Source organism: Pseudomonas kielensis, from assembly GCF_014236655.1.
Classification (GTDB): Bacteria; Pseudomonadota; Gammaproteobacteria; order Pseudomonadales; family Pseudomonadaceae; genus Aquipseudomonas; species Aquipseudomonas kielensis.
Genome location: NZ_JACMYG010000048.1, coordinates 1 through 26539, shown reverse-complemented (window position 1 = coordinate 26539; position 26539 = coordinate 1). Strand labels below are relative to the sequence as shown.

Below are 26539 nucleotides of genomic sequence, written 5' to 3'. Positions count from 1 at the left end.
GCCATCAGCGGCGAGGGTGGCGGAACCGGTGCGATCGAAGCCATCAGCAGCAATCGTGCGGTCATAACCGTCGGCGGCGAAGGTGTTGGCGGCCAGGACGGAGAGGGTCAGGGCAAGGATCAGTCGAGTTTTCATGGTGGTGACTCCGAGGTGTTGAGGATGTTGTGTGGGGTTGAAGCTGATACTACTCGGATGAATTTGATTAAAAAGCGCAAATAAATGCTTAAATAAATCTAATAATTAGATGTGTTTATCCTCAGGCCTGGCCAATCACGACAGGCGTATAGGGGGTGGACCCGCGGGCTCCAGATCGGGTGCTTGCCGCAAGAACGATTTCCTGCGGCCGGTGTTCGAAAGCACTTTGAAGTGCAGGGGTGGGTCAGCCGTTAGAGCAACCATTGCCCATAACGCTGTAACGCAGAATATGCCGTTGACCGCTCGAGTCTTCATATTCCATGCGCGCTGGCACAACTTCACAAACACTCGGTATTTCGCTCATCGAGATAACTTTGGCGATGTCCAGGTGGGTGGAGTAAGTGTATTCCTCTACCGCTACTGTATTGCCTGCAACATCAGTCGGGACCTCGTCTGCCATGGCGGTTACGCACAGACTGCTGAGGGCCAGAACCAATAAAGCTTTCATTTGAAATTTACCTTTTCGAGGTCGAGAGGGGTCACGCAGCCTTTGTAGGGCTGCGTGTACATCTGTATTTAATGACTGTGAATTAACTGCCTTCGTGGGGGCTGTAACTGGGTTAATCACATTGCCGGGTTGGCGAGGCGGATTTTAGGCGTGGGGGGCGGATTCATATAGCCGCGCTTTTGATAAACACTGTTGACAGATCTTGTAACAATCATCGAAACATCGGGCTACCTGGGACGTCCGTGCTGCAATGCACGGGGAAATCTGGACGATTTGTAGGGGCTTGTTACTACCATCGTCGAATGGTTCTATAGGCCCGCCTCGGGCTACAACGGGGTCATACAAAAACAACTATTTCACCGAGGTAAAGAAAGATGAGTGCGGCTTCTCTGTATCCCGTTCGTCCCGAGGTTGCGGCCAATACCCTGACTGACGAGGCGACCTACAAGGCCATGTACCAGCAGTCGGTCGTCAACCCGGACGGCTTCTGGCGCGAACAAGCCAAGCGCCTCGACTGGATCAAGCCTTTCACCACGGTGAAGCAGACCTCGTTCGACGACCACCACGTCGACATCAAGTGGTTCGCCGACGGCACCCTGAACGTTTCCTACAACTGCCTCGACCGTCACTTGGCCGAGCGCGGCGATCAGATCGCGATCATCTGGGAAGGCGATGACCCTGCCGAGAGCCGCAACATCACCTACCGCGAGTTGCACGAACAAGTCTGCAAGTTTGCCAACGCCCTGCGTGGCCAGGACGTGCACCGCGGCGACGTGGTGACCATCTACATGCCGATGATCCCCGAAGCCGTGGTCGCCATGCTGGCCTGCACCCGGATCGGCGCGATTCACTCGGTGGTGTTCGGCGGTTTCTCGCCGGAAGCCCTGGCCGGCCGAATCATTGACTGCAAATCCAAAGTGGTGATTACGGCGGACGAAGGCCTGCGTGCCGGCAAGAAAATCCCCCTCAAGGCCAACGTCGATGACGCGCTGACCAACCCGGAAACCAGCAGCATCCAGAAGGTCATCGTGTGCAAGCGCACGGGTGGCGACATCAAGTGGAACCAGCATCGCGACATCTGGTACGAAGACCTGATGAAAGTCGCGGGCACCGTCTGCGCACCGAAAGAAATGGGCGCCGAGGAAGCGCTGTTCATCCTCTACACCTCCGGCTCCACCGGCAAGCCAAAGGGCGTGCAGCACACCACCGGCGGCTACCTGCTGTACGCGGCGCTGACCCATGAGCGCGTGTTCGACTACCGTCCGGGCGAAATCTACTGGTGCACCGCCGACGTCGGTTGGGTCACTGGCCACACCTACATCGTCTATGGCCCGCTGGCCAATGGCGCGACCACTCTGCTGTTCGAAGGCGTGCCGAACTACCCGGATATCACCCGCGTGGCGAAGATCGTCGACAAGCACAAGGTCAACATCCTCTACACCGCACCGACTGCGATCCGCGCCATGATGGCGTCGGGCACGGCGGCCTGTGAAGGCGCCGATGGCAGCAGCCTGCGCCTGCTGGGTTCGGTGGGTGAGCCGATCAACCCGGAAGCGTGGGACTGGTACTACAAGAACGTCGGCCAATCCCGTTGCCCGATCGTCGACACCTGGTGGCAGACCGAAACCGGTGCGACCCTGATGAGCCCGTTGCCGGGCGCCCATGCGCTCAAGCCGGGTTCGGCGGCACGTCCGTTCTTCGGCGTGGTGCCAGCGTTGGTGGACAACCTGGGCAACATCATCGAGGGCGCCGCCGAAGGCAACCTGGTGATCCTCGATTCGTGGCCAGGCCAGGCCCGTACCCTGTACGGCGACCATGACCGTTTCGTCGACACTTACTTCAAGACCTTCCGTGGCATGTACTTCACCGGTGACGGTGCGCGTCGCGATGAAGACGGCTACTGGTGGATCACCGGCCGCGTGGATGACGTGCTCAACGTTTCCGGCCACCGTATGGGGACCGCCGAGATCGAGAGCGCGATGGTTGCCCACCCGAAAGTCGCCGAGGCCGCCGTGGTCGGTGTGCCGCACGACATCAAGGGGCAGGGCATTTATGTCTACGTCACCCTCAACGGTGGTGAAGAACCGAACGAAGCGCTGCGCCTGGAGCTGAAGAACTGGGTGCGCAAGGAGATTGGTCCGATCGCCTCGCCGGATGTCATCCAGTGGGCGCCGGGGCTGCCGAAAACCCGTTCGGGGAAAATCATGCGCCGTATCCTGCGCAAGATTGCCACGGCCGAGTACGACGGGTTGGGTGACATATCGACCCTGGCTGACCCGGGTGTGGTGCAGCATTTGATCGATACTCACAAGACCATGAACGCCGCTTAAGCGCGGTTCTTGAGTCACCAAAGCCCCGCCGGCCTTGCGCCGAGCGGGGCTTTTTCGTAGTGCTCGAGCTGCCGGGAAGTATGAAACTCCGTGAGGGGGAGGGCTGGCTTGTTCTGGTGTCGCATTCCCTGTGGGGGAGTCGGACGTTCATACATTTGTGTTGTGAGCACGGAGCGCTCGACCGATCAGCGCCTGTGCAAACACCGGGCGAATAAATATCGGCCTGCCTGTGGGGCGTTTCCGAGCGTTACCCCGGCGTTGAAATGTGTAACCGCTGGCAGCATTTCGGGGCGTTGGGAAACGTGAGGCCCCGTTTTAGGGCCCTTGAAGCGGGTATGAAAAAGATGACATTACGCTGTGCTTGCCGGATTAGAAGGGTTTGCCAATAATAGGCCCGCAATTTGCAACATAGATCGGTTCTATCTCTTTTGCTCTTGCATAAACTTCAAGGGCTGTCAATGTGCTCGAACCTGTTTCTCGGTGCTTCTGTAATTTGTTGTCGCATTGAAGAAATATCGACTTCGGGCCTGTCGTTAGAATGCCGATCACTCGCTCGTCGTTGTCCGCGTTGAAAGCAACGCGCGCCGACCAGGACGCAGCAACGTTTTTTACGTTTAACCCATTCGCATATTGGGCTGATGCTCACTCTGCCGTTTTCGCCCTTTACCGATGGAGTCCTAAGATGAAGAAACTCGTGCTTCTTGGCGCCCTGGCACTGTCCGTGCTGTCCCTGCCAACGTTCGCCGATGAAAAGCCTCTGAAAATTGGTATCGAGGCGGCTTACCCTCCGTTCGCTTCCAAGGCGCCGGACGGCAGCATCGTTGGTTTCGACTACGACATCGGCAACGCCTTGTGCGAAGAGATGAAGGTCAAGTGCGTGTGGGTCGAGCAAGAGTTCGACGGTCTGATCCCGGCACTCAAGGTGCGCAAGATCGACGCCATCCTGTCGTCCATGTCGATCACCGACGATCGCAAGAAGTCCGTGGACTTCACCAACAAGTACTACAACACCCCGGCACGTCTGGTGATGAAGGCCGGCACTCAGGTGGGTGACAACCTGGTTGAGCTCAAAGGCAAGAACATCGGTGTGCAGCGCGGTTCGATCCACGAGCGTTTCGCCCGTGAAGTCCTGGCCCCGCTGGGTGCAGAAATCAAGCCATACGGTTCGCAGAACGAGATCTACCTGGACGTGGCTGCCGGTCGCCTCGACGGCACCGTGGCAGACGCTACCCTGTTGAATGACGGCTTCCTGAAAACCGACGCTGGCAAGGGCTTTGCGTTTGTTGGCCCGGCCTTCACCGACGTCAAATACTTCGGCGACGGCGTGGGTATCGCAGTGCGCAAGGGTGATGCGTTGAAAGACAAGATCAACACCGCGATCACTGGCATTCGCGAGAATGGCAAGTACAAGCAAATCCAGGACAAGTACTTCGACTTCGACATTTACGGCCAGTAAATCGTCGCAGCGACAAGTCCGAAATGGCGCAAGCAACAGGATCTCTGAGGTTTGCGCCATTTTTTCATCCCAATTTTCGAGGACCTGAATCATGTTGAAAGGCTACGGGGCTGTCATCCTCGATGGCGCATGGCTGACGCTTCAGCTCGCCTTGTCGTCCATGGCCCTGGCCATTGTTCTGGGTCTGATCGGGGTCGCGTTGCGCCTGTCGCCGGTACGTTGGCTGGCCTGGCTGGGCGATCTGTATTCCACGGTGATCCGCGGTATTCCCGATCTGGTATTGATCCTGCTGATTTTCTACGGTGGTCAGGACCTGCTCAACCGCGTCGCGCCGCTGCTCGGCTATGACGACTACATCGACCTGAACCCGCTGGTCGCCGGTATCGGCACCCTGGGCTTCATCTTCGGTGCGTACCTGTCGGAAACCTTCCGCGGTGCCTTCATGGCGATCCCCAAGGGGCAGGCCGAAGCGGGCATGGCCTACGGCATGAGCAGCTTCCAGGTGTTCTTCCGGGTCCTGGTGCCACAGATGATTCGCCTGGCGATTCCCGGCTTCACCAACAACTGGCTGGTATTGACCAAGGCCACCGCGCTGATTTCGGTGGTGGGTCTGCAAGACATGATGTTCAAGGCCAAGCAGGCGGCAGATGCCACCCGCGAGCCTTTCACCTTCTTCCTCGCGGTGGCGGCAATGTACCTGGTGATCACCAGTGTCTCGTTGCTGGCATTGCGTCACCTTGAGAAGCGCTACTCGGTAGGCGTAAGGGCGGCTGATCTATGATCTTCGACTACAACGTCATCTGGGAGGCACTGCCGCTGTACTTCGGCGGCCTGCTGACCACTTTGAAACTGCTCGGGCTGTCGCTGTTCTTCGGCCTGTTGTGTGCCTTGCCCCTGGGCTTGATGCGGGTGTCCAAGCAGCCGGTCGTCAACATGACCGCCTGGCTCTACACCTACGTGATCCGTGGCACGCCGATGCTGGTGCAGCTGTTCCTGATCTACTACGGGCTGGCCCAGTTCGAAGCCGTGCGTGAGAGCTTCCTCTGGCCATGGCTGTCGAGCGCAACCTTCTGCGCGTGCCTGGCCTTTGCCGTCAATACCAGTGCCTACACCGCCGAGATCATCGCCGGCAGCCTGCGGGCCACGCCCAATGGCGAGATCGAAGCGGCCAAGGCCATGGGTATGTCGCGCTTCAAGATGTACAAGCGCATCCTGCTGCCATCGGCCCTGCGCCGGGCGCTGCCGCAGTACAGCAACGAAGTGATCATGATGCTGCAGACCACCAGTCTGGCGTCCATCGTGACCCTGATCGACATCACCGGCGCCGCGCGTACCGTCAACGCCCAGTACTACCTGCCGTTCGAGGCGTACATCACCGCCGGTGCGTTCTACCTGTGCCTGACGTTCATCCTGGTGCGCCTGTTCAAGATGGCCGAGCGCCGCTGGTTGGGCTACATGGCCCCGCGGAAGCACTGATATGGAACGTATCGACCATGCGTTACCGTGGAGCCATTTGGGCAGCGAGCGCCATATTTCGGTGTTCCGCTTCGGCGCTGGCGAGCGCAAGGCCTATATCCAGGCCAGCCTGCACGCCGACGAGTTGCCGGGGATGCGCACGGCCTGGGAGCTGAAAAAGCGCTTGGGCGAACTCGAAGCCCGGGGCGCCCTCAACGGGGTGATCGAACTGGTGCCGGTGGCCAACCCGCTGGGTCTTGGGCAGTTGCTCCAGGGCAACCATCAAGGTCGTTTCGAGGCGGGCAGCGGCAAGAACTTCAACCGCGATTTCGTCGAGCTGAGTGCGCCGGTGGCCGCGCAGCTTGAAGGTCGCCTCGGCGATGATCCCTACGCCAATGTCCAGTTGATCCGCCGGGCCATGAGTGATGCGCTGGCCGCATTGCCCGCGCCCGGCAGTCAATTGCAGGGCATGCAGCGGATCTTGCTGAGCCATGCCTGCACCGCCGACGTGGTGCTGGACCTGCATTGCGATGCCGAAGCCGCGCTGCACATGTATGCGTTGCCCCAGCATTGGCCGCAGTGGCGTTCGCTGGCTGCGCAGTTGAATGTGCGGGTCGGGTTGCTGGCGGAAGACTCCGGTGGCAGCTCCTTTGATGAGGCCTGCTCGTTGCCGTGGCTGCGGTTGGCCCGGCAGTTTCCCCAGGCGCAGATTCCCCTGGCGTGCCTGGCGACCACCATCGAGCTGGGCGGTCAGGCAGACACCGGGCGCGCCCAGGCCGAGGCTCACGCCGAGGGCATCCTGGCGTTCCTTGCCGAGCAGGGCCTGATCCAGGGTCAATGGCCGGCCCCGTTGCACGAGGCCTGTGAAGGGCTGCCGTTCGAAGGCACCGAGTTGCTGTTTGCGCCCCATCCGGGCGTGGTCAGCTTCCTGCGTGAGCCGGGCGAGTGGGTCGAGGCCGGTGATGAGATTTTTGAAGTGATCGATCCTTTGGCTGATCGGGTCAGCACCGTGTGTGCTGGTACGGCCGGCGTGCTGTTTGCCGTCGAACGGCTGCGGTATGCCCAACCCGGTTTCTGGCTGGCCAAGGTGGCGGGGCGCGAAGCGCTGCGTCACGGGCGCTTGCTCAACGACTGACTGTTTTTGTGAGAACCGACAGCATGTACAAACTTGAAGTCCAAGACCTGCATAAACGCTATGGCAGTCACGAAGTGCTCAAGGGCGTGTCCCTGAAGGCAGCGGCAGGCGATGTGATCAGCATCATCGGCTCCAGTGGCTCCGGCAAAAGTACTTTCCTGCGCTGCATCAACCTGCTGGAGCAGCCGCACGCCGGCAAGATCCTGCTCAACAACGAAGAGTTGAAGCTGGTGGCCGGCAAGGACGGCGCGATGAAGGCGGCCGACCCCAAGCAACTGCAACGCATGCGTTCGCGCCTGTCGATGGTGTTCCAGCATTTCAACCTGTGGTCGCACATGACCGCGCTGGAAAACATCATGGAAGCACCCGTGCACGTGCTGGGCATGTCCAAGGCCGAGGCGCGGGAAAAGGCCGAGATGTACCTGGCCAAGGTGGGTGTGTCCCATCGCAAGGACGCCTACCCGGGCCACATGTCCGGTGGCGAGCAGCAGCGTGTGGCGATTGCCCGGGCGCTGGCGATGGAACCTGAGGTGATGCTGTTCGACGAACCGACCTCGGCCCTCGACCCGGAGCTGGTCGGTGACGTGCTCAAGGTCATGCAGGCCCTGGCCCAGGAAGGCCGGACCATGGTGGTGGTGACCCACGAAATGGGCTTTGCCCGGGAAGTGTCGAACCAGTTGGTGTTCCTGCACAAAGGTGTGGTCGAGGAAAGTGGCAACCCGCGCGAAGTGCTGGTCAATCCACAGTCCGAACGCCTGCAGCAATTCCTCTCCGGCAGCCTCAAGTAATCGCTGCCGTTACGCACCAAATTAGGTCATGCTGCGCACCGCGCGCCAGATGGTCTAATTTGGTTGCTGCCGCCTTCGGCTTTAACACGTTCTTGTTTTCGGATTGCCCGCCATGACTGCCCATCGAATTGGTTTCCTGATTTGGCCCAGCACTAAAGCCTTGACGCTGGCGCTGGCCGAGGAGGCCTTGCGTGTTGCTCAGCGCGTGCATCCGGAAGTGGTTTACGAACTGGTGTTCCTGCAGGCCGAGCCTCCGAGCGAGGGTGCCTGGCAACTGCCCGGTGAGGCCTGGAGCGGCAAGCTGGAAAACTTCCAGAAGCTGTTCCTGCTCGCCGATGAGCCGCCCACCGCACTGGCGCCGGCCCTGAGCAGTTCGCTCAAGCAACTGGTGCGTGCCGGTTGTGTGATTGGCGGTCTGTCGGCCGGTGTCTATCCCTTGGCGCAACTGGGCTTGCTCGACGGTTATCGCGCTGCGGTGCACTGGCGCTGGCAGGACGATTTTGCCGAGCGTTTTCCCAAGGTGATTGCCACCAGTCATCTGTTCGACTGGGATCGTGATCGCCTGACGGCGTGTGGCGGGATGTCGGTGCTTGACCTGTTGCTCGCGGTTTTGGCACGTGATCACGGGGCAGAACTGGCCGGTGCGGTGTCGGAAGAGTTGGTGGTCGAGCGGATTCGCGAAGGGGGTGAGCGTCAACGCATTCCCTTGCAGAATCGCCTCGGCTCCAGCCATCCGAAACTCACCCAGGCGGTGTTGCTGATGGAAGCCAACATCGAAGAGCCGCTGACCACCGACGAAATCGCCCAGCATGTGTGCGTGTCCCGTCGGCAGTTGGAGCGGATTTTCAAGCAGTACCTCAATCGTGTGCCGAGCCAGTATTACCTCGAGCTGCGCCTGAACAAGGCGCGGCAGATGTTGATGCAGACCAGCAAGTCGATCATCCAGATCGGCCTGTCCTGTGGTTTCTCCTCGGGCCCGCACTTCTCCAGCGCCTACCGCAACTTCTTCGGCGCCACGCCGCGTGAAGACCGTAACCAGCGGCGCAGCAGCAGCCCGTTCGAACTGTCGTCCGTGCCTTCGGAACGCGGCTAAGGCGTCGGGCGGCTGTTGGGCCTGAGGGTTGTTACTCGTCGACCTCGGAGCCTTGCGACGTTGCGCACCCAATCTCCATACCATTCTCACCGTATCGACTCCCACGTCGGCGCGGTTCTTTAAAGCGCCTGCAGCAGATTCCGTCATGCCTGCCGCAAACCGGCGCAGGCAGTTTAAACTGCGCCTTTGCGACGCTATTTGTCGCATTGCCGTAAACCCGGTCAAAAGCGGGTTTTGCGCTATAAGAAGTTGTCGCTTGGCGGCAAGGCCAAGCCAGAAACTGTCCTTACAATCCCCTCATCGCTCGCCAGTTTCAGGCGGGTGTTTCTCATCAGGAGACTCCGATGTCCGTTGAGCACGCTGCGGTACAACGCGCTGATTTTGACCAGGTTATGGTTCCCAACTATGCGCCTGCCGCTTTCATTCCTGTGCGTGGTGAAGGTTCCCGCGTTTGGGACCAGTCCGGTCGCGAGTTGATCGACTTCGCCGGCGGGATCGCCGTCAACGTATTGGGTCACGCCCATCCGGCGCTGGTCAGTGCCTTGACCGAGCAAGCGAACAAGCTGTGGCACGTGTCCAACGTGTTCACCAACGAGCCGGCCCTGCGCCTGGCCCACAAGCTGATCGACGCGACCTTTGCCGAGCGCGTGTTCTTCTGCAACTCCGGCGCTGAAGCCAACGAGGCCGCCTTCAAGCTGGCCCGTCGGGTCGCCCACGATCGTTTCGGTCCTGAGAAGTACGAAATCATCGCCGCGCTCAACAGCTTCCACGGCCGTACGCTGTTCACCGTCAACGTCGGTGGCCAGTCCAAGTACTCCGATGGTTTTGGTCCGAAGATCACGGGCATCAGCCACGTGCCGTACAACGACCTGGCCGCGCTGAAAGCCGCCATTTCCGACAAGACCTGCGCGGTCGTGCTGGAGCCGATCCAGGGCGAGGGCGGTGTATTGCCGGCCGAGCTGGCTTATCTGCAAGGGGCTCGTGAGCTGTGCAACGCGCACAACGCCCTGTTGGTGTTCGACGAAGTGCAAACCGGTATGGGCCGCAGCGGCAAGCTGTTCGCCTACCAGCACTACGGTGTGACGCCGGACATCCTGACCAGCGCCAAGAGCCTGGGCGGTGGTTTCCCGATCGCCGCCATGCTGACCACCGAAGACCTGGCCAAGCACCTGGTCGTCGGCACCCACGGCACCACTTACGGTGGCAACCCGCTGGCCTGTGCGGTGGCCGAGGCGGTGATCGACGTGATCAACACCCCTGAAGTGCTCAATGGGGTGAATGCCAAGCACGACAAGTTCAAGGCGCGCCTGGAGCAGATCGGTGAAAAGTACGGTTTGTTCACTCAGGTCCGTGGCTTGGGCCTGCTGCTCGGTTGTGTGCTGAGCGATGCCTGGAAAGGCAAGGCCAAGGACATCTTCAATGCGGCTGAAAAAGAAGGCCTGATGATCCTGCAAGCCGGCCCGGACGTGATTCGTTTTGCGCCGAGCCTGGTGGTTGAAGACGCTGATATCGATGCCGGTCTGGACCGCTTCGAACGCGCTGCCGCCAAATTGACACAAGCCTGATAGACCCTTCGGCGCCTGATCATTCAGGCGTCGAACCTGATTTTTATGCCGGACCCGCTTTTCTGTAGGAGCGAGCTTGCTCGCTCCTACAAGGGGCCGGTTTATTTTCCTCAAAGAGTTTTAGAAAAAGGAGTGACACCATGCTGGTGATGCGCCCTGCGCAAATGGCTGATCTGGGCGAGGTACAGCGTCTGGCTGCGGACAGCCCGATTGGTGTCACTTCCCTGCCGGATGACGTTGAACGCCTGAGCGACAAGATCGCCGCGAGCGAAGCGTCGTTCGCCGCCGAGGTCAGCTTCAACGGCGAAGAGAGCTATTTCTTCGTGCTCGAAGACAGCACCACCGGCAAGCTGGTGGGCTGCTCGGCCATCGTTGCCTCGGCCGGTTATTCGGAACCTTTCTACAGCTTTCGTAATGAAACCTTCGTGCACGCCTCCCGCGAGCTGAAGATTCATAACAAGATCCACGTGCTCTCCCAGTGCCATGACCTGACCGGCAACAGCCTGCTGACCAGCTTCTACGTGCTGCCTGAGTTGGTGGGTTCGGCCTGGTCGGAGCTCAACTCCCGCGGGCGCCTGCTGTTCGTGGCCAGCCACCCGGAGCGGTTCGCCGATTCGGTGGTGACCGAGATCGTCGGCTACAGCGATGAACAGGGCGACTCACCGTTCTGGGACGCCATCGGCCGCAATTTCTTTGACCTCAACTACGCCGCCGCCGAACGCCTGTGCGGGCTCAAGAGCCGCACGTTCCTGGCCGAACTGATGCCGCATTACCCGATCTACGTGCCCCTGCTGCCGGACTCCGCTCAAGAAGCGATGGGCCAGGTGCACCCGCGGGCGCAGATCACGTTCGACATCCTGATGCGCGAAGGCTTCGAGACCGATCATTACATCGACATCTTCGACGGTGGCCCGACCCTGCATGCGCGTGTCTCGGGGATCCGCTCGATCGCCCAGAGCCGTGTGGTGCCGGTGAAGATCGGCGAGCCGGTCAAGGGCGCTGGCCGGCAGTACCTGGTGGCCAATGCCCAGTTGCAGGATTACCGCGCAGTCATGCTCGAGCTGGACTACGCGCCGGGCAAGCCGGTGATCCTGGACCTGGAAGCCGCCGAGGCCCTGGGTGTCGGCGAGGGTGCCAGCGTGCGCCTGGTGGCGGTTTAACGCTTAAACGCCTGATAAAGGCTTCAGAGCAGCGAGTTTTGCGGGTGGCCGTTACCGGCCGTCCGTTTGAGGAGATAGCATGATCGTTCGTCCCGTACGCAGCAGCGATTTACCCGCTCTGATCGAGCTGGCCCGCAGCACTGGCACCGGCCTGACAACCTTGCCGGCCAACGAAGAGCGCCTGTCGCACCGGGTTGGCTGGGCCGAAAAGACCTTCCGTGGCGAAGCGGGGCGCGGCGACGCCGATTACCTGTTCGTGCTCGAGGATGACGACGGCCGCGTGGTGGGGATCAGCGCGATTGCCGGCGCCGTGGGGCTGCGTGAGCCTTGGTACAACTTCCGGGTTGGCCTGACGGTCAGCGCTTCGCAAGAGCTGAACATCTACCGCGAGATCCCGACGCTGTTCCTGGCCAACGACCTGACCGGCAACTCCGAGCTGTGCTCGTTGTTCCTGCACGCCGATTACCGCACTGGCCTCAACGGCCGCATGCTGGCCAAGGCGCGGATGTTGTTCATCGCCGAGTTCCCGCAGTTGTTTGGCAACAAGATCATCGCCGAGATGCGGGGCGTCTCCGACGCGGCAGGTCGTTCGCCTTTCTGGGAAAGCCTGGGCCGGCACTTTTTCAAGATGGAGTTCAGCCAGGCCGATTACCTGACTGGCGTGGGCAACAAGGCGTTCATTGCCGAGCTGATGCCCAAGTTTCCGCTCTACACCTGCTTCCTTTCCGAAGACGCGCGCAATGTCATCGGCCAGGTTCACCCGGACACCGAGCCGGCGCTGGCGATGCTCAAGAGCGAGGGTTTCAGCTACCAGGGTTACGTCGATATTTTCGACGCCGGCCCGGCAGTGGAATGCGAAACCGGCAAGATCCGCGCGGTGCGTGACAGCCAGGCACTGGTGCTGGCCATCGGCACCCCGGGGGATGACGCCACGCCGTTCCTGATTCACAACCGCAAGCGCGAAGACTGCCGCATCACTGCCGCGCCTGCACGGTTTGCGGCCGGTACCCTGGTGGTCGATCCACTGACCGCCAAACGTCTTCAACTCAATGCCGGCGATCAAGTGCGCGCCGTGCCGTTGTCTGCTGCTCGGGAGTCGAAATAATGAATTCGCTATACATCGCAGGTGAGTGGCTGGCGGGTCAGGGCGAAGCCTTTGAATCGCTGAACCCGGTGACCCAGCACGTGCTGTGGTCGGGGCAGGGCGCCACCGCCGCTCAGGTTGAAAGCGCCGTGCAGGCCGCGCGCCAGGCGTTTCCGGCCTGGGCCCAGCGCACCCTGCAAGAGCGCATCAGCGTGCTGGAGGCCTTCGCCGCCAGCCTGAAGTCCCACGCCGACGAGCTGGCGCACTGCATCGGTGAGGAAACCGGCAAACCGCTGTGGGAAGCGGCGACTGAAGTAACCAGCATGGTCAACAAGATCGCGATCTCGGTGCAGAGCTACCGCGAACGTACCGGCGAGAAGAGCGGCCCACTGGGTGACGCCACCGCTGTGCTGCGGCACAAGCCCCATGGTGTGGTTGCGGTCTTCGGGCCTTACAACTTCCCGGGTCACCTGCCCAATGGGCACATTGTTCCCGCCCTGCTGGCCGGTAACAGCGTGCTGTTCAAGCCTAGCGAACTGACGCCGAAAGTGGCCGAACTGACGGTCCGTTGCTGGATCGAAGCCGGCTTGCCGGCGGGTGTGTTGAACCTGCTGCAAGGTGCCCGTGAAACCGGGATCGCGCTGGCCGCGAACCCTGGGATCGACGGTCTGTTCTTCACCGGTTCCAGCCGCACCGGCAACCACCTGCATGCGCAGTTCTCCGGGCGTCCGGACAAGATTCTTGCGCTGGAAATGGGCGGCAACAACCCGTTGGTGGTCGATCAGGTCGCTGACCTCGATGCGGCGGTCTACACCATTATCCAGTCGGCCTTCATTTCTGCCGGCCAGCGCTGCACCTGCGCGCGCCGCCTGCTGGTGCCACAAGGCGCCTGGGGCGACACGCTGCTGGCGCGCCTGGTGGCGGTCAGCGCAACCATCGATGTCGGCGCGTTCGATCAACAGCCGGCACCGTTCATGGGTTCGGTGGTTTCCCTGGCCGCCGCCAAGGCCTTGATGGACGCCCAGGAACACCTGCTGGCCAATGGCGCGGTGAGCTTGCTGGAAATGACCCAGCCACAGGCCAACGCCGCTTTGCTGACTCCGGGCATCCTGGATGTGAGCGCCGTGGCGGATCGTCCTGACGAGGAGCTGTTCGGGCCGCTGCTGCAAGTGATTCGCTACACCGATTTCGAGTCGGCGATCCGCGAGGCCAACAACACTCAGTACGGCCTGGCCGCCGGTCTGCTGTCGGACTCCGAAGCGCGCTACCAGCAGTTCTGGCTGCAGAGCCGCGCCGGTATCGTCAACTGGAACAAGCAACTGACAGGTGCTGCGAGCAGCGCGCCGTTCGGCGGCGTTGGCGCATCGGGCAACCACCGCGCCAGCGCTTACTACGCCGCAGATTACTGCGCGTATCCAGTGGCCTCGCTGGAAACACCGAGCCTGGTGATGCCGGCGACCCTGACGCCTGGCGTGAAGATGGCGTGATGCCTATCGCCAGCAGGCTGGCTCCCACAGTTTCGGTGGTGTTCTCACATTACGTGTACGACGCAATCGCTGTGGGAGCCAGCCTGCTGGCGATGGCCGCGCCTCGGTCTCAAATTTAGTTACTGAAGCCTATAACAACAGATTCTCGTGGAGCCTCGCTGATGAAATCCTATGAAGTCAATTTCGACGGTCTAGTGGGGCCGACCCATAACTACGGCGGTCTGTCCTTCGGCAACGTTGCGTCCCAGAGCAACAGCCAGCAGTCTTCCAACCCCAAGGAAGCGGCGCTGCAGGGCCTGGCGAAAATGAAAGCGCTGATGGACATGGGGTTTGTCCAGGGTGTGCTGGCGCCGCAGGAACGTCCGGATGTCGGCGCATTGCGCAACCTGGGCTTTAGCGGCACCGATGCCCAGGTGATCGAGCAGGCCGCCAAAGAGGCCATGCCCTTGCTGGTCGCCAGTTGCTCGGCATCGAGCATGTGGGTGGCCAACGCCGCGACTGTCAGCCCGAGCGCCGACACCGCCGACGGCCGCGTGCACTTCACCGCCGCCAACCTCAATTGCAAGTACCACCGCAGCATCGAGCACCCGACCACCAGCCGCGTGCTGGGGGCGATGTTCGCCGACCCGAAGCACTTCGCTCATCACGCGGCCTTGCCGGCCGTGGCGCAGTTCGGTGACGAAGGCGCGGCCAACCACACCCGTTTCTGCCGTGACTACGGCGAAGCCGGCGTCGAGTTCTTCGTGTTCGGTCGCAGTGCGTTCGACCCCCGTTACCCGGCGCCCCAGAAGTACCCGGCGCGCCAGACGCTGGAAGCCTCGCAAGCGGTCGCACGCTTGCACGGCCTGAGTGATGACGGTGTGGTTTATGCTCAGCAAAACCCGGCGGTGATCGATCAGGGCGTGTTCCACAACGACGTGATTGCGGTGGGTAACGGCGAGGCGCTGTTCTATCACGAGGACGCGTTTCTCGATACTGAGCAGATGCTGGCTGAACTGTCGGCCAAGCTCGCCAAGCGTGGGGGGCAGTTCAAGGCGATCTGTGTGCCGCGTGCGCAGGTTTCGGTCGAGGACGCCGTGCGTTCCTACCTGTTCAACAGCCAGCTGCTGTCGCAGGCGGACGGTTCGATGTTGCTGATCGTGCCGCAGGAGTGCCAGAACAACGAACGCGTCTGGCAGTACCTGCAGACCCTGACCAGCTCCGGTGGGCTGATCCGTGAGGTGAAAGTCTTCGACCTCAAGCAGAGCATGCAGAATGGCGGTGGCCCGGCTTGCCTGCGCTTGCGCGTGGCGTTGAATGAAACCGAGCTGGCGGCCGTTAACCCAGGGGTTATCATGACCGCGCCGTTGTATGGCACGCTGACCCAGTGGGTCGAAAAGCACTACCGTGACCGCATGACCGAAAACGATCTGGCGGACCCACAATTGTTGCTTGAGTGCCGGACGGCACTGGATGAACTGACGCAAATCCTTAAACTGGGCGCGGTTTATCCATTCCAGATCAATTGAAAGCCCGCGGCCGGCTCCTGATGAGTCGGGCGCGCTGCTTTATCTCCAGATGAGAGCGAAAAAATGAGCGATACCCTGCAGCTGATCCTTGAAGACACCGACGGCACTCAACTGGAAACCTCCTGCACCCGCGTGGCGGTGATCTGGCAGGGCAAGGAACTGTGGATCCAGCACGACGGCCGCGGCCAACTGCTGATCGGCGTTGACGTCGAAGAAGGCGATGCGGAATACGCCAACCTGCTGCTGCGCCCATTGGCGACTAATCTGGTAAGCCTGCAACTGGAAATGGAACCGGCTGAAGTCGGCGATGAAGACCACGTGCATGGCCCGGATTGCAATCACGACCATTAAGGAAATCGCTCTATGCTCGCCCTCGGCAAACTGCTTGAACTGACCCTCGCCGGCCGTGAACCGGCGGAGAAGACTCAACTGACTGTCGAAGGCGTGCGGATGCGCTGGCTGAGTGAAGGTGCGCTGGAAGTCCGGCCACCGCAAGCTCGCGACAACGGCCTGGACTTGCTGTTGTCGGCCGGCATCCACGGCAACGAAACAGCGCCGATCGAGTTGCTCGATCGCCTGTTGCACGACATTGCTCGCGGCGAGTTGAAACCGTGCGCACGCATTCTGTTCCTGTTCGGCAACCCCGAGGCCATGCGCCGCGGCGAGCGTTTTGTCGAGCAGGACGTCAATCGGCTGTTCAACGGCCGGCATGAATTGAGCAGTGGCTCGGAGGCGCTGCGCGCCTGTGAGCTGGAGCGCCTGGCGGCGAGTTTTTTCAGCTTGCCGGACCGCGAGCGCCTGCACTACGACCTGCACACCGCCATCCGTGGCTCGAAGATCGAACAGTTTGCCCTCTACCCTTGGAAAGACGGGCGCCAGCATTCGCGTCGCGAACTGGCCCGGCTGCGGGCGGCGGGCATGGAGGCGGTGCTGTTGCAGAACAAGCCGTCGATCGTGTTCAGTTCCTACACTTACGACAAGCTGGGCGCTGAAGCCTTCACCCTGGAACTGGGCAAGGCCCGGCCATTTGGGCAGAACGAGGGGGTCAATGTTTCGCGCCTGGAAACCCGCCTGAAGCAGATCATCGAAGGCAGCGAGCCGCCATTGTCAGACGCGGGCCTGGACGGCCTGCAGCTGTTCAGCGTGGCGCGGGAAATCATCAAGCACAGCGACAGCTTCACGCTGAACCTGCCGGCGGACATCGAGAACTTCTCACCGCTGGAGGTGGGTTATGTGCTGGCTGAGGACATCGCACAGACGCGCTGGATCATCGAGGAACAGGGCGCCCGGATCATCTTTCCCAACCCCAAGGTGAAGAATGGTTTGCGGGCCGGCATTCTGGTTGTGCCAACCGCGGGTGAACACCTGGCCTGATCGAGCCTCTAGAACCTGTGGGGGCGCAGCCGCTCCCACAGGTTTCTGCCAGCCTTAAACGGCTACCGCGCGAGGTTCGTTACGACGCAGTGCGCGGATCTTGTGCAGGGTATCGGCACAGGTCTTCGCCGCTTCCTGGCCCTTGTGCACAAAGTGCTCGAAGAAGAACTTCTGGTGTTCTTCGCCGGCATGGAAGTGGTGCGGGGTCAGTACGACCGAGAATACCGGGACTTCGGTTTCCAGTTGAACCTGCATCAGGCCGCTGATGACCGACTGGGCGACGAACTCGTGCCGGTAGATGCCGCCATCGACCACCAGGCCTGCAGCAACGATGCCGGCATAACGGCCAGACTTGGCCAGCAGCTTGGCGTGCAGCGGGATTTCAAAGGCGCCGCCCACTTCAAAAAAGTCGATCTCCGATTCCTGATAGCCCTGGGCAATCATCTCGCTGACGAAGCCCTTACGGCTCTGGTCAACAATATCCTTGTGCCAGCAGGCCTGGATAAACGCGACGCGCTCGCCCTGATGGTTTTTGCTTTTGCTGTCGATTGCGGTGGGTTGCATCTGTTCTGACTCCTGTTTGTGTGAAAAACAGGGCGTTATGAATCGAATGGGATTTAAGGGTGCGCAACGGTTACACGTGCAGTGACTGCACCTTTCCCGTGGACGGCCCTTTGGCGCCAATCCCGTTCTCTCTTCATCCGGACTATGACCGTCGGCCCCGGGATCACACCGGGTCTGCTGACCTTGCCATCATTCACAGCCTGCGGCTGCGGTGATACCAAGCGCTCGCGGGCTATGCGCATTGCGCGCAATTACCGCCGGTGGGGAGTTGCACCCCGCCCTGAGAACGTTTTGCCGACAGATTGTCTGGCGGCGCAGCGTTTTTAACACATATTTCCCACTCATGCATTGCTGCTATCTGATGATTGCTATCGACTTTTTACGAGGTGCCTGCTGCCTTTTCCTGGTGCAAGGGTTGATTATTGCCCGGCATGCCCGCTGTAATTCAAACCTGTAAGGGATTCCCCCTGTCTACCGAGGCCAGATTCATGAGTGTTATCGATCTTCGCAGCGACACCGTCACCCAACCGACCGCAGGGATGCTCGACGCAATGGCCAGGACGGCCACTGGTGACGATGTCTATGGCGAGGATCCTACGGTCAATCGGCTTGAGGCCGAACTGGCCGGGCGCCTGGGATTTGCCGCCGCGCTGTTCGTGCCGACGGGCACCATGAGCAACCTGCTGGGCTTGATGGCTCACTGCGAGCGCGGTGAGGAGTACATCGTCGGCCAGCAGGCGCACACTTACAAATACGAAGGCGGTGGTGCCGCGGTACTGGGCTCGATCCAGCCGCAGCCGCTGGAGGTCCAGGCCGACGGTTCGCTGGATCTGGCGCAGGTGGCGGCGGCGATCAAGCCGGACGACTTCCACTTCGCCCGCACTCGCTTGCTGGCGCTGGAAAACACCATGCAAGGCAAAGTGCTGCCGATGGAGTACCTGGCCCAGGCGCGAAGCTTTACCCGGGAGCATGGCTTGCAGTTGCACCTGGACGGCGCGCGGCTGTACAACGCGGCGGTCAAGTTGGGGGTGGATGCACGGGAGATCACCCAGCATTTCGACTCGGTGTCGGTGTGCCTGTCCAAAGGCCTGGGCGCGCCAGTGGGTTCGGTGCTTTGTGGTTCGCTGGAATTGATCGCCAGGGCGCGGCGCCTGCGCAAGATGGTCGGCGGCGGCATGCGCCAGGCCGGCTACCTGGCGGCGGCCGGTCTGTATGCGCTGGATCACCACGTGCAGCGCCTGGCCGAAGACCATGCCAATGCCGAGTACCTGGCACAGGGCCTGCGAGCGGCAGGCTTTACTGTCGAGCCGGTGCATACCAATATGGTTTACCTGCAGATCGGCGACAAAGCCGACGCAATCAAGGCTTTTGCCGCAGAGCGGGGGATCAAGCTCAGTGCGGCGGCCCGTTTGCGCATGGTCACCCACATGGATGTCAGCCGGGCCCAGATCGATCGGGTGATCGCGACATTCGTCGAGTTTTGCGCTAAATGATCTTGCAGGCCGTCCAATTGACGGTTTCTATCGTATAAACACGCTGTACCGCGCGCGCAGGGCCGATATAATGCGGCCCTTTGCCGTCGCTTCGTCCGTTGACGAATCGCACAGGCCTTTGGCCGCAGCCTCCGTGGAAGAACCTAATGAAAAGCGCAGAAATCCGTGAAGCCTTCCTTCGCTTCTTCGAAGAGCAAGGCCACACCCGTGTAGCCTCCAGCTCTTTGATTCCGGGCAACGACCCAACCCTGCTGTTCACTAACGCGGGGATGAACCAGTTCAAGGACTGCTTCCTGGGCCAGGAAAAGCGCGCGTATACCCGCGCCACCAGCAGCCAGAAGTGCGTACGCGCCGGCGGTAAGAACAGCGACCTGGAAAACGTCGGTTATACCGCCCGTCACCACACTTTCTTCGAGATGCTGGGTAACTTCAGCTTCGGCGACTATTTCAAGCACGACGCGATTACCTTCGCCTGGACCTTCCTGACCGGTGTCCTGAAGCTGCCCAAGGAAAAGCTCTGGGTCACTGTCTACGCCTCCGACGACGAAGCGTATGACATCTGGACCCAGCAGATCGGTGTGCCGGTCGAGCGCATGATCCGCATCGGCGACAACAAGGGCGCGCCTTACGCCTCCGACAACTTCTGGACCATGGGCGATACCGGCCCGTGCGGTCCGTGCACCGAGATTTTCTACGATCACGGCGACCACATCTGGGGTGGCCCACCGGGTTCGCCGGAAGAAGATGGCGACCGTTACATCGAGATCTGGAACAACGTCTTCATGCAGTTCAACCGCACCGCCGATGGCGTGTTGCATCCGTTGCCAGCGCCGTCGGTGGATACCGGCATGGGCCTGGAGCGGATCAGTGCGGTGATGCAGCACGTCAATTCCAACTATGACATTGACCTGTTCAAGAACCTGCTCAATGCCTCGGCGCAAGCCATTGGCTGCGAAAATGGCGATCAGTCTTCGCTCAAAGTGGTTTCGGACCACATCCGTTCCTGCGGTTTCCTGATTGCCGACGGCGTGCTGCCGTCCAACGAAGGCCGTGGCTATGTACTGCGCCGGATCATCCGTCGCGCCTGCCGTCACGGTAACAAGCTGGGCGCCACCGGCAGCTTTTTCTACAAGATCGTCGCGGCCCTGGTGGCCGAGATGGGCGAAGCCTTCCCGGAGCTCAAGCAACAGCAGGCCAACATCGAGCGCGTGCTCAAGGCCGAGGAAGAGCAGTTCTCCAAGACCCTGGAGCACGGCCTGAAGATTCTCGAGCAGGACCTGGCCGAACTCAAAGGCACCGTGGTGCCGGGCGACGTGGTGTTCAAGCTGTATGACACCTACGGTTTCCCGATGGACCTGACCGCCGATATCGCCCGCGAGCGCGAGCTGACTATCGACGAAGCCGGTTTTGAGCGTGAGATGGAAGCCCAGCGTGTGCGTGCACGTTCGGCCAGTTCGTTCGGCCTGGACTACAACACCCTGGTCAAGGTCGACGTGGCCACCGAGTTCACCGGCTACTCCGATACCCGCGGTTCGGCCAAAATCGTTGCCCTGTACAAGAACGGCCAGTCGGTCGACGTATTGAGCGAAGGCGACGAGGGCGTGATCGTTCTCAACCAGACCCCGTTCTACGCCGAGTCCGGTGGCCAGGTCGGTGACTGCGGTTACCTGCAGGCCGGTACTGCACGTTTCGACGTGCGCGATACCACCAAGACCGGTGGTGCCTTCCTGCACCACGGCGTGCTGGCATCGGGTAGTCTGATCGTCGGTGCACCGGTTGAAGCTCATGTGGATGCCGAGGTGCGTCATGCCACCGCGTTGAACCACTCGGCGACTCACTTGCTGCACGCAGCCTTGCGCCAGGTGCTGGGCGAGCACGTACAGCAGAAGGGTTCGTTGGTCGACAGTCAGCGCCTGCGCTTTGACTTCAGCCACTTCGAGGCCATCAAGCCTGAGCAGATCAAGGCGCTGGAAGAAATCGTCAACGCACAGATTCGCCAGAACTCGGCGGTAGAGACCGAAGAAACCGACATCGACACCGCCAAGCAAAAAGGCGCCATGGCGCTGTTCGGCGAGAAGTACGGCGACAGCGTGCGTGTACTGAGCATGGGCGGCGATTTCTCCGTTGAACTGTGCGGCGGTATCCACGCCAATCGTACTGGCGACATCGGCCTGCTGAAGATCATCAGCGAAGGCGGTGTGGCTTCGGGCGTACGGCGTATCGAGGCAGTGACTGGCGCCGCTGCGCTGGCCTACCTGAACGCTGCGGAAGAGCAACTCAAGGAAGCGGCCAACCTGGTCAAGGGTAGCCGCGACAACCTGATCGACAAGCTGTCGGCTGTGCTTGAGCGCAACCGTCTGCTGGAAAAGCAACTCGAGCAGTTGCAAGCCAAGGCCGCCAGTGCGGCGGGTGACGACCTGTCGGCCCAGGCCCAGGACGTCAAGGGTGTGAAGGTGCTGGCCGTGCGTCTCGACGGTCAGGATGGCAAGGCGCTGCTGGCGCTGGTCGATCAGTTGAAGAACAAACTCGGCCGCGCAGTGATCCTGCTCGGCAGTGTCCATGAGGAAAAGGTCGTACTGGTTGCCGGTGTGACCAAAGACCTGACTGGCCAACTCAAAGCCGGTGATTTGATGAAGCAAGCCGCTGCGGCAGTGGGCGGGAAGGGTGGTGGTCGTCCGGACATGGCGCAAGGCGGTGGTACTGACGCTGACGCACTGGACGCGGCCCTGGCCCTGACCGTACCGTTTGTCGAACAGGGTATTTAAGGCTGTATGCCGGGCCTCTCGTCTAGTGGTGGGTCCGGCTGCTGTTTGAGTGACTAATGGGCGCCCTTCATGGGCAGAGGCGGCTTTGAAATGGCTTTGATCGTACAGAAATTTGGAGGCACCTCGGTCGGCACTGTCGAGAGAATCGAGCAGGTCGCCGACAAGGTTAAGAAATTCCGCGATGCGGGCGATGACCTGGTGGTTGTGCTGTCTGCAATGAGCGGCGAAACCAACCGTCTGATCGATCTGGCCAAGCAAATCAGTGGCGATGGGCAGCCGGTTCCCCGTGAGCTGGATGTGATTGTCTCCACCGGCGAGCAGGTGACGATTGCCTTGCTGGCCATGGCGCTGATCAAGCGCGGCGTGCCAGCGGTGTCGTACACCGGCAACCAGGTGCGGATCCTGACGGACAGCGCGCACAATAAAGCGCGTATCTTGCAGATCGATGACCAGAAGATTCGTGGTGACCTGAAGGCTGGCCGCGTGGTTGTGGTGGCTGGTTTCCAGGGCGTCGACGAGCACGGCAATATCACCACCCTGGGGCGTGGCGGTTCCGACACCACTGGCGTGGCGCTGGCAGCGGCCCTGAAGGCTGATGAATGCCAGATCTATACCGACGTTGATGGGGTGTACACCACCGATCCACGTGTGGTGTCCGTGGCTCAGCGCCTGGACAAGATTACCTTTGAAGAGATGCTGGAAATGGCCAGCCTCGGTTCCAAGGTGTTGCAGATCCGTGCGGTCGAGTTCGCCGGCAAGTACAACGTCCCGCTGCGCGTACTGCACAGCTTCAAGGAGGGGCCAGGCACCCTCATTACTATTGATGAAGAGGAAACCATGGAACAGCCGATCATTTCCGGCATCGCTTTCAATCGCGATGAAGCCAAGCTGACCATCCGTGGCGTGCCAGACACCCCGGGCGTGGCATTCAAGATTCTCGGCCCGATCAGTGCCGGCAACATCGAAGTCGACATGATCGTGCAGAACGTTGCGCACGATAACACCACCGACTTCACCTTCACCGTGCACCGCAACGACTACCAGGCGGCTCAGACCGTGCTGGAAAACACCGCTCGCGAGATCGGTGCCCGTGAGGTGGTGGGTGACACCAAGATCGCCAAGGTCTCGATCGTCGGCGTTGGCATGCGTTCTCACGCAGGTGTGGCCAGCCGCATGTTCGAAGCCCTGGCCAAGGAAACCATCAATATCCAGATGATCTCCACTTCGGAGATCAAGGTGTCGGTGGTGATCGAAGAGAAGTACCTGGAACTGGCTGTGCGCGCACTGCACACGGCGTTCGAACTGGACGCGCCGGCTCGTCAAGGCGAGTGAGGTGGTCCCTGGGGCGCGGTTTGACCGCGCCCTTTATTTTTTGAGTGGCGTGGGCAAGGCTGTTCTTTTGCATGCGCTGGTCAATACTTAAGCGTGTAGAGCTGCGATCGTTCCGGTTGCAGCTCGAGCGCTTTTTTTTTGCAGACTGTTGTCCCTGAACTGAAATGCGTGAGGAGAAAGGTATGCTGATTCTGACTCGTCGGTGTGCAGAAAGCCTGATTATCGGTGATGGCGAAATCACCGTGACCGTGCTCGGCGTCAAAGGAAATCAGGTGCGTATAGGCGTTAACGCACCCAAGGAGGTAGCTGTACACCGTGAGGAAATCTACCTGCGTATAAAGAAAGAGAAGGACGAAGAACCAAGCCATTAATTTTTATCGCTTTTTATGTTTGCAAACGGGGAAAAGGTTGGTTAAGATACGCCCCGTGTTGCGGAGAGCTGGCCGAGTGGCCGAAGGCGCTCCCCTGCTAAGGGAGTACACCTCAAAAGGGTGTCGGGGGTTCGAATCCCCCGTTCTCCGCCATTATTTGTGTAGAGCGTTGTAATCAGGCTTTTTCGGTAAGTTGTTGAAATTACTAGAAAAAGTGCTTGGAAAAAAGATTCGACGAACTATAATGCGCGGCAACAAATGCACTCGTAGCTCAGCTGGATAGAGTACTCGGCTACGAACCGAGCGGTCACAGGTTCGAATCCTGTCGAGTGCACCAATTAAAGGTTGTTTGAAGTCATTCAAGCAACCTTGTTTCAATCAGTTGTGATCTGGTTTAAAAGCACACATTGCACTCGTAGCTCAGCTGGATAGAGTACTCGGCTACGAACCGAGCGGTCACAGGTTCGAATCCTGTCGAGTGCACCATTTAAGGGTTGTTTGCAGTCATGCAGGTAACCTGGCTTCAACCAGTTGTGATCTGGTCTAAAAGTACAATTGCACTCGTAGCTCAGCTGGATAGAGTACTCGGCTACGAACCGAGCGGTCACAGGTTCGAATCCTGTCGAGTGCACCAAACACCAAAAAGCCTGCGTCTAACGCGGGCTTTTTGCTGTCTGGGATTTGGCTTTCTGCCGAACCCATCCTTGCTCGGCAAATCTGCTCTGTGCGCTTTGCCCATCCTTTGCCTTGTTAGCTCGGTCGGCTGCTTGCAGGTGTTCAGCCTCGGGCAGGACAGCCGTCTCGGGGTAAACCTCAGTGGTGCTGCCGGGCAGGTAGGTGCGGACCTGCTGCAGGCTCAGTCGCTCCCCCGTCTTGCAGGCCGTGCTGGTGAATGTGATGCGGCCGTCGGCGGCTTCGCAGCGCTGCACAGTCATTACTTGTGCGCTGGCCGTGGGGCAGAGCAGGGCTATCAGTGACAAACAGCGTATCCACGATGGCATTCAACGCCCTCCCTGGCGATCCATTTCAAGGTTAGCCGGACATTTTGCGATGACCCTGTGTTTTCTTTTCGGGATAAGTCGTCGCACTCTCATGGATCAGGACAGTGCTCAGGTTTGTTGTGCAAGCGCTTGTTTCAGCCACGATTTTTTAACGTTTAAAACCGTCAGGCGGTGTATCATTGCGCCCGTCAGCCCCGCCGGGGCTTGTGGAATACCTCCATGGACTTACCCAGTAGTTACTCAGTACCCCATTTTTCCAATCATGAATTGACTGATTGATCCTTCCGGCGTGCCCCGCTGCTGGGAGTGGAGTTCGCCTATGACTGAAGTAGAAGTAAAAAAGACTCAAGAAAGCTTGCAGGACCGCCTTGCTCAAGTCGTTGAGCTGCTGCAGCGCCAGCGGGTGGTCGAAGACCTGACTCACCGTCAGGAAGGTCCTCATCACGACCGGGTCGAGAATCTGGTCCACCGGCAGAACCTCGTCGAATTGCAACGCAAGCTCGATGACCTGCACTCCGCCGACGTTGCCTATATCCTTGAAGCCTTGCCACTGGACGATCGCCTGACGGTCTGGCAACTGGTCAAGGCCGAGCGTGACGGCGATATCCTCCTTGAAGTGTCTGACTCTGTCCGCGAAACCCTGATCGCCGACATGGATGATCACGAGCTCCTGGCAGCCGCCAAGGAGATGGACGCCGATGAACTTGCTGACCTGGCCCCGGAGCTGCCGCGAGACGTCGTCCATGAGCTGATGGAGACCCTCGATGGCCAGCAGCGTGAGCGTGTGCGCTCTGCGTTGTCCTATGACGAGGAGCAGGTCGGTGCGTTGATGGACTTCGAGATGGTGACGATCCGTGAGGATGTCAGTCTTGAGGTGGTTCTGCGCTACCTGCGTCGTCTCAAGGAGTTGCCAGGCCATACCGACAAATTGTTCGTGGTCGACTACGACGGTGTGCTCAAGGGCGTCCTGCCGATCAAGCGTCTGTTGGTCAACGATCCGGACAAGCAGGTCTCGGAAGTCATGGCCAGTGACCCGGTGAGCTTTCACCCGGACGAGGATGCTTATGACGCGGCCCAGGCGTTCGAACGTTATGACTTGATCTCGGCCCCGGTGGTCGACAAGAACGACAAGCTCATTGGCCGCCTGACCATCGACGAGATGGTCGACCTGATTCGTGAAGAGAGTGAAAACGAAGTCCTCAACATGGCGGGTCTGCGTGAAGAGGAAGATATTTTCGCTTCGGTGTGGAAGTCCCTGCGTAACCGTTGGGCGTGGCTGGCGATCAACCTGATTACCGCCTTCGTTGCCTCGCGGGTGATCGGCCTGTTCGAGGGCTCTATCGAGAAGCTGGTGGCCCTGGCCGCGCTGATGCCGATTGTTGCCGGCATTGGTGGCAACTCCGGCAACCAGACCATCACCATGATCGTGCGCGCCATGGCGCTGGACCAGGTCAGTACTGGCAATACCTCGCGCCTGATGCGCAAGGAGTTGGCGGTGGGCCTGATCAATGGCCTGGTCTGGGGTGGGGTGATTGGCGTAGTCGCCTTCCTGTTGTATGGCAGTTGGTCGCTTGGTGTGGTGATGACGGCCGCCATGACTCTGAACCTGCTGCTGGCGGCGCTGATGGGGGTGTTGATCCCAATGACCCTGGCGCGCGTCGGGCGTGATCCGGCGATGGGCGCGAGCGTGATGATCACGGCCGTGACCGATAGTGGCGGTTTCTTCATCTTCCTCGGCCTTGCCACGATCTTCCTGCTCTAGGTCTTTACTGCGCGACCTGGCCCAATGGCCGCGTCGCGCACCCCGGAATAATCAAACTTTCTGAAGTCGATGATCTGCGTGCTAATCATCTCGATGCTGCCTGGGCGGATTTGTTTAGGGCAAAAAAAAGGTTCTTCACGGATTACCGGGAAACACAGAAACAAGAACGCCGA

General features: G+C 60.2%; 22 protein-coding genes, 4 tRNA genes and 1 riboswitch. Of the genes, 23 read left to right on the top strand and 3 right to left on the bottom strand.

Features of this window, described 5'->3' with window-relative positions:
- Positions 1-379 precede the first annotated feature (379 nt).
- Positions 380-643: a DUF2790 domain-containing protein gene (locus tag H7995_RS26835; RefSeq protein WP_095167135.1), complete on the bottom strand. Its 264-nt coding sequence runs from the start codon at positions 641-643 to the stop codon at positions 380-382.
- A 374-nt stretch (positions 644-1017) separates the two neighbouring features.
- Here H7995_RS26835 and acs point away from each other — a divergent pair, with 374 nt between their 5' ends.
- From acs to astE, 14 genes are all read left to right on the top strand, one after another.
- Complete coding sequence (acs, locus tag H7995_RS26830; protein WP_166592477.1) at positions 1018-2973, top strand: acetate--CoA ligase; 1956 nt, start codon at positions 1018-1020, stop codon at positions 2971-2973.
- A 682-nt stretch (positions 2974-3655) separates the two neighbouring features.
- Positions 3656-4429 (top strand): ABC transporter substrate-binding protein, encoded by a 774-nt coding sequence (locus H7995_RS26825; RefSeq protein ID WP_166592476.1) that lies wholly within the window; start codon positions 3656-3658, stop codon positions 4427-4429.
- Between the two features lie 91 nt (positions 4430-4520).
- Complete coding sequence (locus tag H7995_RS26820) at positions 4521-5210, top strand: ABC transporter permease (protein ID WP_095171536.1); 690 nt, start codon at positions 4521-4523, stop codon at positions 5208-5210.
- Positions 5207-5905, top strand: a complete 699-nt coding sequence (locus H7995_RS26815) for an ABC transporter permease (protein ID WP_166592475.1) — start codon at positions 5207-5209, stop codon at positions 5903-5905. The genes H7995_RS26820 and H7995_RS26815 overlap by 4 nt, the downstream gene beginning before the upstream one ends.
- A gap of 1 nt (position 5906) precedes the next feature.
- Positions 5907-7019: a M14 family metallopeptidase gene (locus H7995_RS26810; protein WP_185819207.1), complete on the top strand. Its 1113-nt coding sequence runs from the start codon at positions 5907-5909 to the stop codon at positions 7017-7019.
- Positions 7020-7042: 23 nt separating this feature from the next.
- Positions 7043-7807: an ABC transporter ATP-binding protein gene (locus tag H7995_RS26805; protein ID WP_166592473.1), complete on the top strand. Its 765-nt coding sequence runs from the start codon at positions 7043-7045 to the stop codon at positions 7805-7807.
- 112 nt (positions 7808-7919) lie between these two features.
- Positions 7920-8900, top strand: coding sequence for a transcriptional regulator ArgR (gene argR / locus H7995_RS26800; RefSeq protein ID WP_166592472.1), 981 nt, complete (start codon positions 7920-7922; stop codon positions 8898-8900).
- A gap of 344 nt (positions 8901-9244) precedes the next feature.
- The gene (locus H7995_RS26795; RefSeq protein ID WP_166592471.1) at positions 9245-10465 is read left to right on the top strand and encodes an aspartate aminotransferase family protein; all 1221 of its coding nucleotides are present in this window, start codon (positions 9245-9247) and stop codon (positions 10463-10465) included.
- 140 nt (positions 10466-10605) lie between these two features.
- The gene (aruF, locus tag H7995_RS26790) at positions 10606-11625 is read left to right on the top strand and encodes an arginine/ornithine succinyltransferase subunit alpha (protein WP_166592470.1); all 1020 of its coding nucleotides are present in this window, start codon (positions 10606-10608) and stop codon (positions 11623-11625) included.
- Between the two features lie 79 nt (positions 11626-11704).
- Positions 11705-12730: an arginine N-succinyltransferase gene (astA, locus tag H7995_RS26785; RefSeq protein ID WP_166592469.1), complete on the top strand. Its 1026-nt coding sequence runs from the start codon at positions 11705-11707 to the stop codon at positions 12728-12730.
- Positions 12727-14196 (top strand): succinylglutamate-semialdehyde dehydrogenase, encoded by a 1470-nt coding sequence (gene astD, locus H7995_RS26780; protein ID WP_185819208.1) that lies wholly within the window; start codon positions 12727-12729, stop codon positions 14194-14196. Before astA ends, astD begins: the two co-directional genes overlap by 4 nt.
- A 161-nt stretch (positions 14197-14357) precedes the next feature.
- Complete coding sequence (gene astB / locus H7995_RS26775; protein ID WP_166592468.1) at positions 14358-15704, top strand: N-succinylarginine dihydrolase; 1347 nt, start codon at positions 14358-14360, stop codon at positions 15702-15704.
- A gap of 63 nt (positions 15705-15767) precedes the next feature.
- Positions 15768-16055, top strand: a complete 288-nt coding sequence (locus H7995_RS26770) for a topoisomerase II (RefSeq protein WP_095171555.1) — start codon at positions 15768-15770, stop codon at positions 16053-16055.
- A gap of 12 nt (positions 16056-16067) precedes the next feature.
- Positions 16068-17078 (top strand): succinylglutamate desuccinylase, encoded by a 1011-nt coding sequence (gene astE / locus H7995_RS26765; protein WP_166592467.1) that lies wholly within the window; start codon positions 16068-16070, stop codon positions 17076-17078.
- 54 nt (positions 17079-17132) lie between these two features.
- Here astE and H7995_RS26760 read toward each other — a convergent pair whose 3' ends face one another.
- Entirely contained in the window at positions 17133-17642 is a 510-nt protein-coding gene (locus tag H7995_RS26760) for a 6,7-dimethyl-8-ribityllumazine synthase (RefSeq protein ID WP_166592466.1), read from the bottom strand.
- 120 nt (positions 17643-17762) lie between these two features.
- Positions 17763-17934: riboswitch (FMN riboswitch) on the bottom strand.
- A gap of 196 nt (positions 17935-18130) precedes the next feature.
- On the opposite strand from H7995_RS26760, the gene ltaE reads away from it, so the two are divergent.
- The 8 genes from ltaE to H7995_RS26720 all read left to right on the top strand — a co-directional run bounded on the left by ltaE (position 18131) and on the right by H7995_RS26720 (position 24237).
- Positions 18131-19135: a low-specificity L-threonine aldolase gene (gene ltaE, locus H7995_RS26755; protein WP_185819206.1), complete on the top strand. Its 1005-nt coding sequence runs from the start codon at positions 18131-18133 to the stop codon at positions 19133-19135.
- Positions 19136-19281: 146 nt separating this feature from the next.
- The gene (gene alaS, locus H7995_RS26750; RefSeq protein ID WP_185819205.1) at positions 19282-21900 is read left to right on the top strand and encodes an alanine--tRNA ligase; all 2619 of its coding nucleotides are present in this window, start codon (positions 19282-19284) and stop codon (positions 21898-21900) included.
- Between the two features lie 90 nt (positions 21901-21990).
- Positions 21991-23232, top strand: coding sequence for an aspartate kinase (locus tag H7995_RS26745; protein ID WP_166592463.1), 1242 nt, complete (start codon positions 21991-21993; stop codon positions 23230-23232).
- A 182-nt stretch (positions 23233-23414) separates the two neighbouring features.
- Positions 23415-23603, top strand: coding sequence for a carbon storage regulator CsrA (gene csrA / locus H7995_RS26740; RefSeq protein ID WP_002554426.1), 189 nt, complete (start codon positions 23415-23417; stop codon positions 23601-23603).
- Between the two features lie 62 nt (positions 23604-23665).
- A tRNA-Ser gene (locus H7995_RS26735) sits at positions 23666-23756 on the top strand.
- 107 nt (positions 23757-23863) lie between these two features.
- Positions 23864-23940, top strand: a tRNA-Arg gene (locus H7995_RS26730).
- 72 nt (positions 23941-24012) lie between these two features.
- Positions 24013-24089, top strand: a tRNA-Arg gene (locus H7995_RS26725).
- 71 nt (positions 24090-24160) lie between these two features.
- Positions 24161-24237: transfer RNA gene (locus tag H7995_RS26720), tRNA-Arg, on the top strand.
- 19 nt (positions 24238-24256) lie between these two features.
- Here H7995_RS26720 and H7995_RS28940 read toward each other — a convergent pair.
- Positions 24257-24583 (bottom strand): hypothetical protein, encoded by a 327-nt coding sequence (locus H7995_RS28940; protein WP_232534585.1) that lies wholly within the window; start codon positions 24581-24583, stop codon positions 24257-24259.
- Between the two features lie 340 nt (positions 24584-24923).
- On the opposite strand from H7995_RS28940, the gene mgtE reads away from it, so the two are divergent.
- On the top strand, positions 24924-26366 hold the full coding sequence (gene mgtE, locus H7995_RS26710) for a magnesium transporter (RefSeq protein ID WP_166592461.1): 1443 nt from the start codon (positions 24924-24926) through the stop codon (positions 26364-26366).
- Positions 26367-26539: the final 173 nt, after the last annotated feature.

Excerpts from the sequence above, each read along its gene's own strand:
- H7995_RS26835 (WP_095167135.1), bottom strand. The coding sequence starts at position 643 with ATGAAAGCTTTATTGGTTCTGGCCCTCAGCAGTCTGTGCGTAACCGCC.
- acs (WP_166592477.1), top strand. The coding sequence starts at position 1,018 with ATGAGTGCGGCTTCTCTGTATCCCGTTCGTCCCGAGGTTGCGGCCAAT.
- H7995_RS26825 (WP_166592476.1), top strand. The coding sequence starts at position 3,656 with ATGAAGAAACTCGTGCTTCTTGGCGCCCTGGCACTGTCCGTGCTGTCC.
- H7995_RS26820 (WP_095171536.1), top strand. The coding sequence starts at position 4,521 with ATGTTGAAAGGCTACGGGGCTGTCATCCTCGATGGCGCATGGCTGACG.
- H7995_RS26815 (WP_166592475.1), top strand. The coding sequence starts at position 5,207 with ATGATCTTCGACTACAACGTCATCTGGGAGGCACTGCCGCTGTACTTC.
- H7995_RS26810 (WP_185819207.1), top strand. The coding sequence starts at position 5,907 with ATGGAACGTATCGACCATGCGTTACCGTGGAGCCATTTGGGCAGCGAG.
- H7995_RS26805 (WP_166592473.1), top strand. The coding sequence starts at position 7,043 with ATGTACAAACTTGAAGTCCAAGACCTGCATAAACGCTATGGCAGTCAC.
- argR (WP_166592472.1), top strand. The coding sequence starts at position 7,920 with ATGACTGCCCATCGAATTGGTTTCCTGATTTGGCCCAGCACTAAAGCC.
- H7995_RS26795 (WP_166592471.1), top strand. The coding sequence starts at position 9,245 with ATGTCCGTTGAGCACGCTGCGGTACAACGCGCTGATTTTGACCAGGTT.
- aruF (WP_166592470.1), top strand. The coding sequence starts at position 10,606 with ATGCTGGTGATGCGCCCTGCGCAAATGGCTGATCTGGGCGAGGTACAG.
- astA (WP_166592469.1), top strand. The coding sequence starts at position 11,705 with ATGATCGTTCGTCCCGTACGCAGCAGCGATTTACCCGCTCTGATCGAG.
- astB (WP_166592468.1), top strand. The coding sequence starts at position 14,358 with ATGAAATCCTATGAAGTCAATTTCGACGGTCTAGTGGGGCCGACCCAT.
- H7995_RS26770 (WP_095171555.1), top strand. The coding sequence starts at position 15,768 with ATGAGCGATACCCTGCAGCTGATCCTTGAAGACACCGACGGCACTCAA.
- astE (WP_166592467.1), top strand. The coding sequence starts at position 16,068 with ATGCTCGCCCTCGGCAAACTGCTTGAACTGACCCTCGCCGGCCGTGAA.
- H7995_RS26760 (WP_166592466.1), bottom strand. The coding sequence starts at position 17,642 with ATGCAACCCACCGCAATCGACAGCAAAAGCAAAAACCATCAGGGCGAG.
- ltaE (WP_185819206.1), top strand. The coding sequence starts at position 18,131 with ATGAGTGTTATCGATCTTCGCAGCGACACCGTCACCCAACCGACCGCA.
- alaS (WP_185819205.1), top strand. The coding sequence starts at position 19,282 with ATGAAAAGCGCAGAAATCCGTGAAGCCTTCCTTCGCTTCTTCGAAGAG.
- H7995_RS26745 (WP_166592463.1), top strand. The coding sequence starts at position 21,991 with ATGGCTTTGATCGTACAGAAATTTGGAGGCACCTCGGTCGGCACTGTC.
- csrA (WP_002554426.1), top strand. The coding sequence starts at position 23,415 with ATGCTGATTCTGACTCGTCGGTGTGCAGAAAGCCTGATTATCGGTGAT.
- mgtE (WP_166592461.1), top strand. The coding sequence starts at position 24,924 with ATGACTGAAGTAGAAGTAAAAAAGACTCAAGAAAGCTTGCAGGACCGC.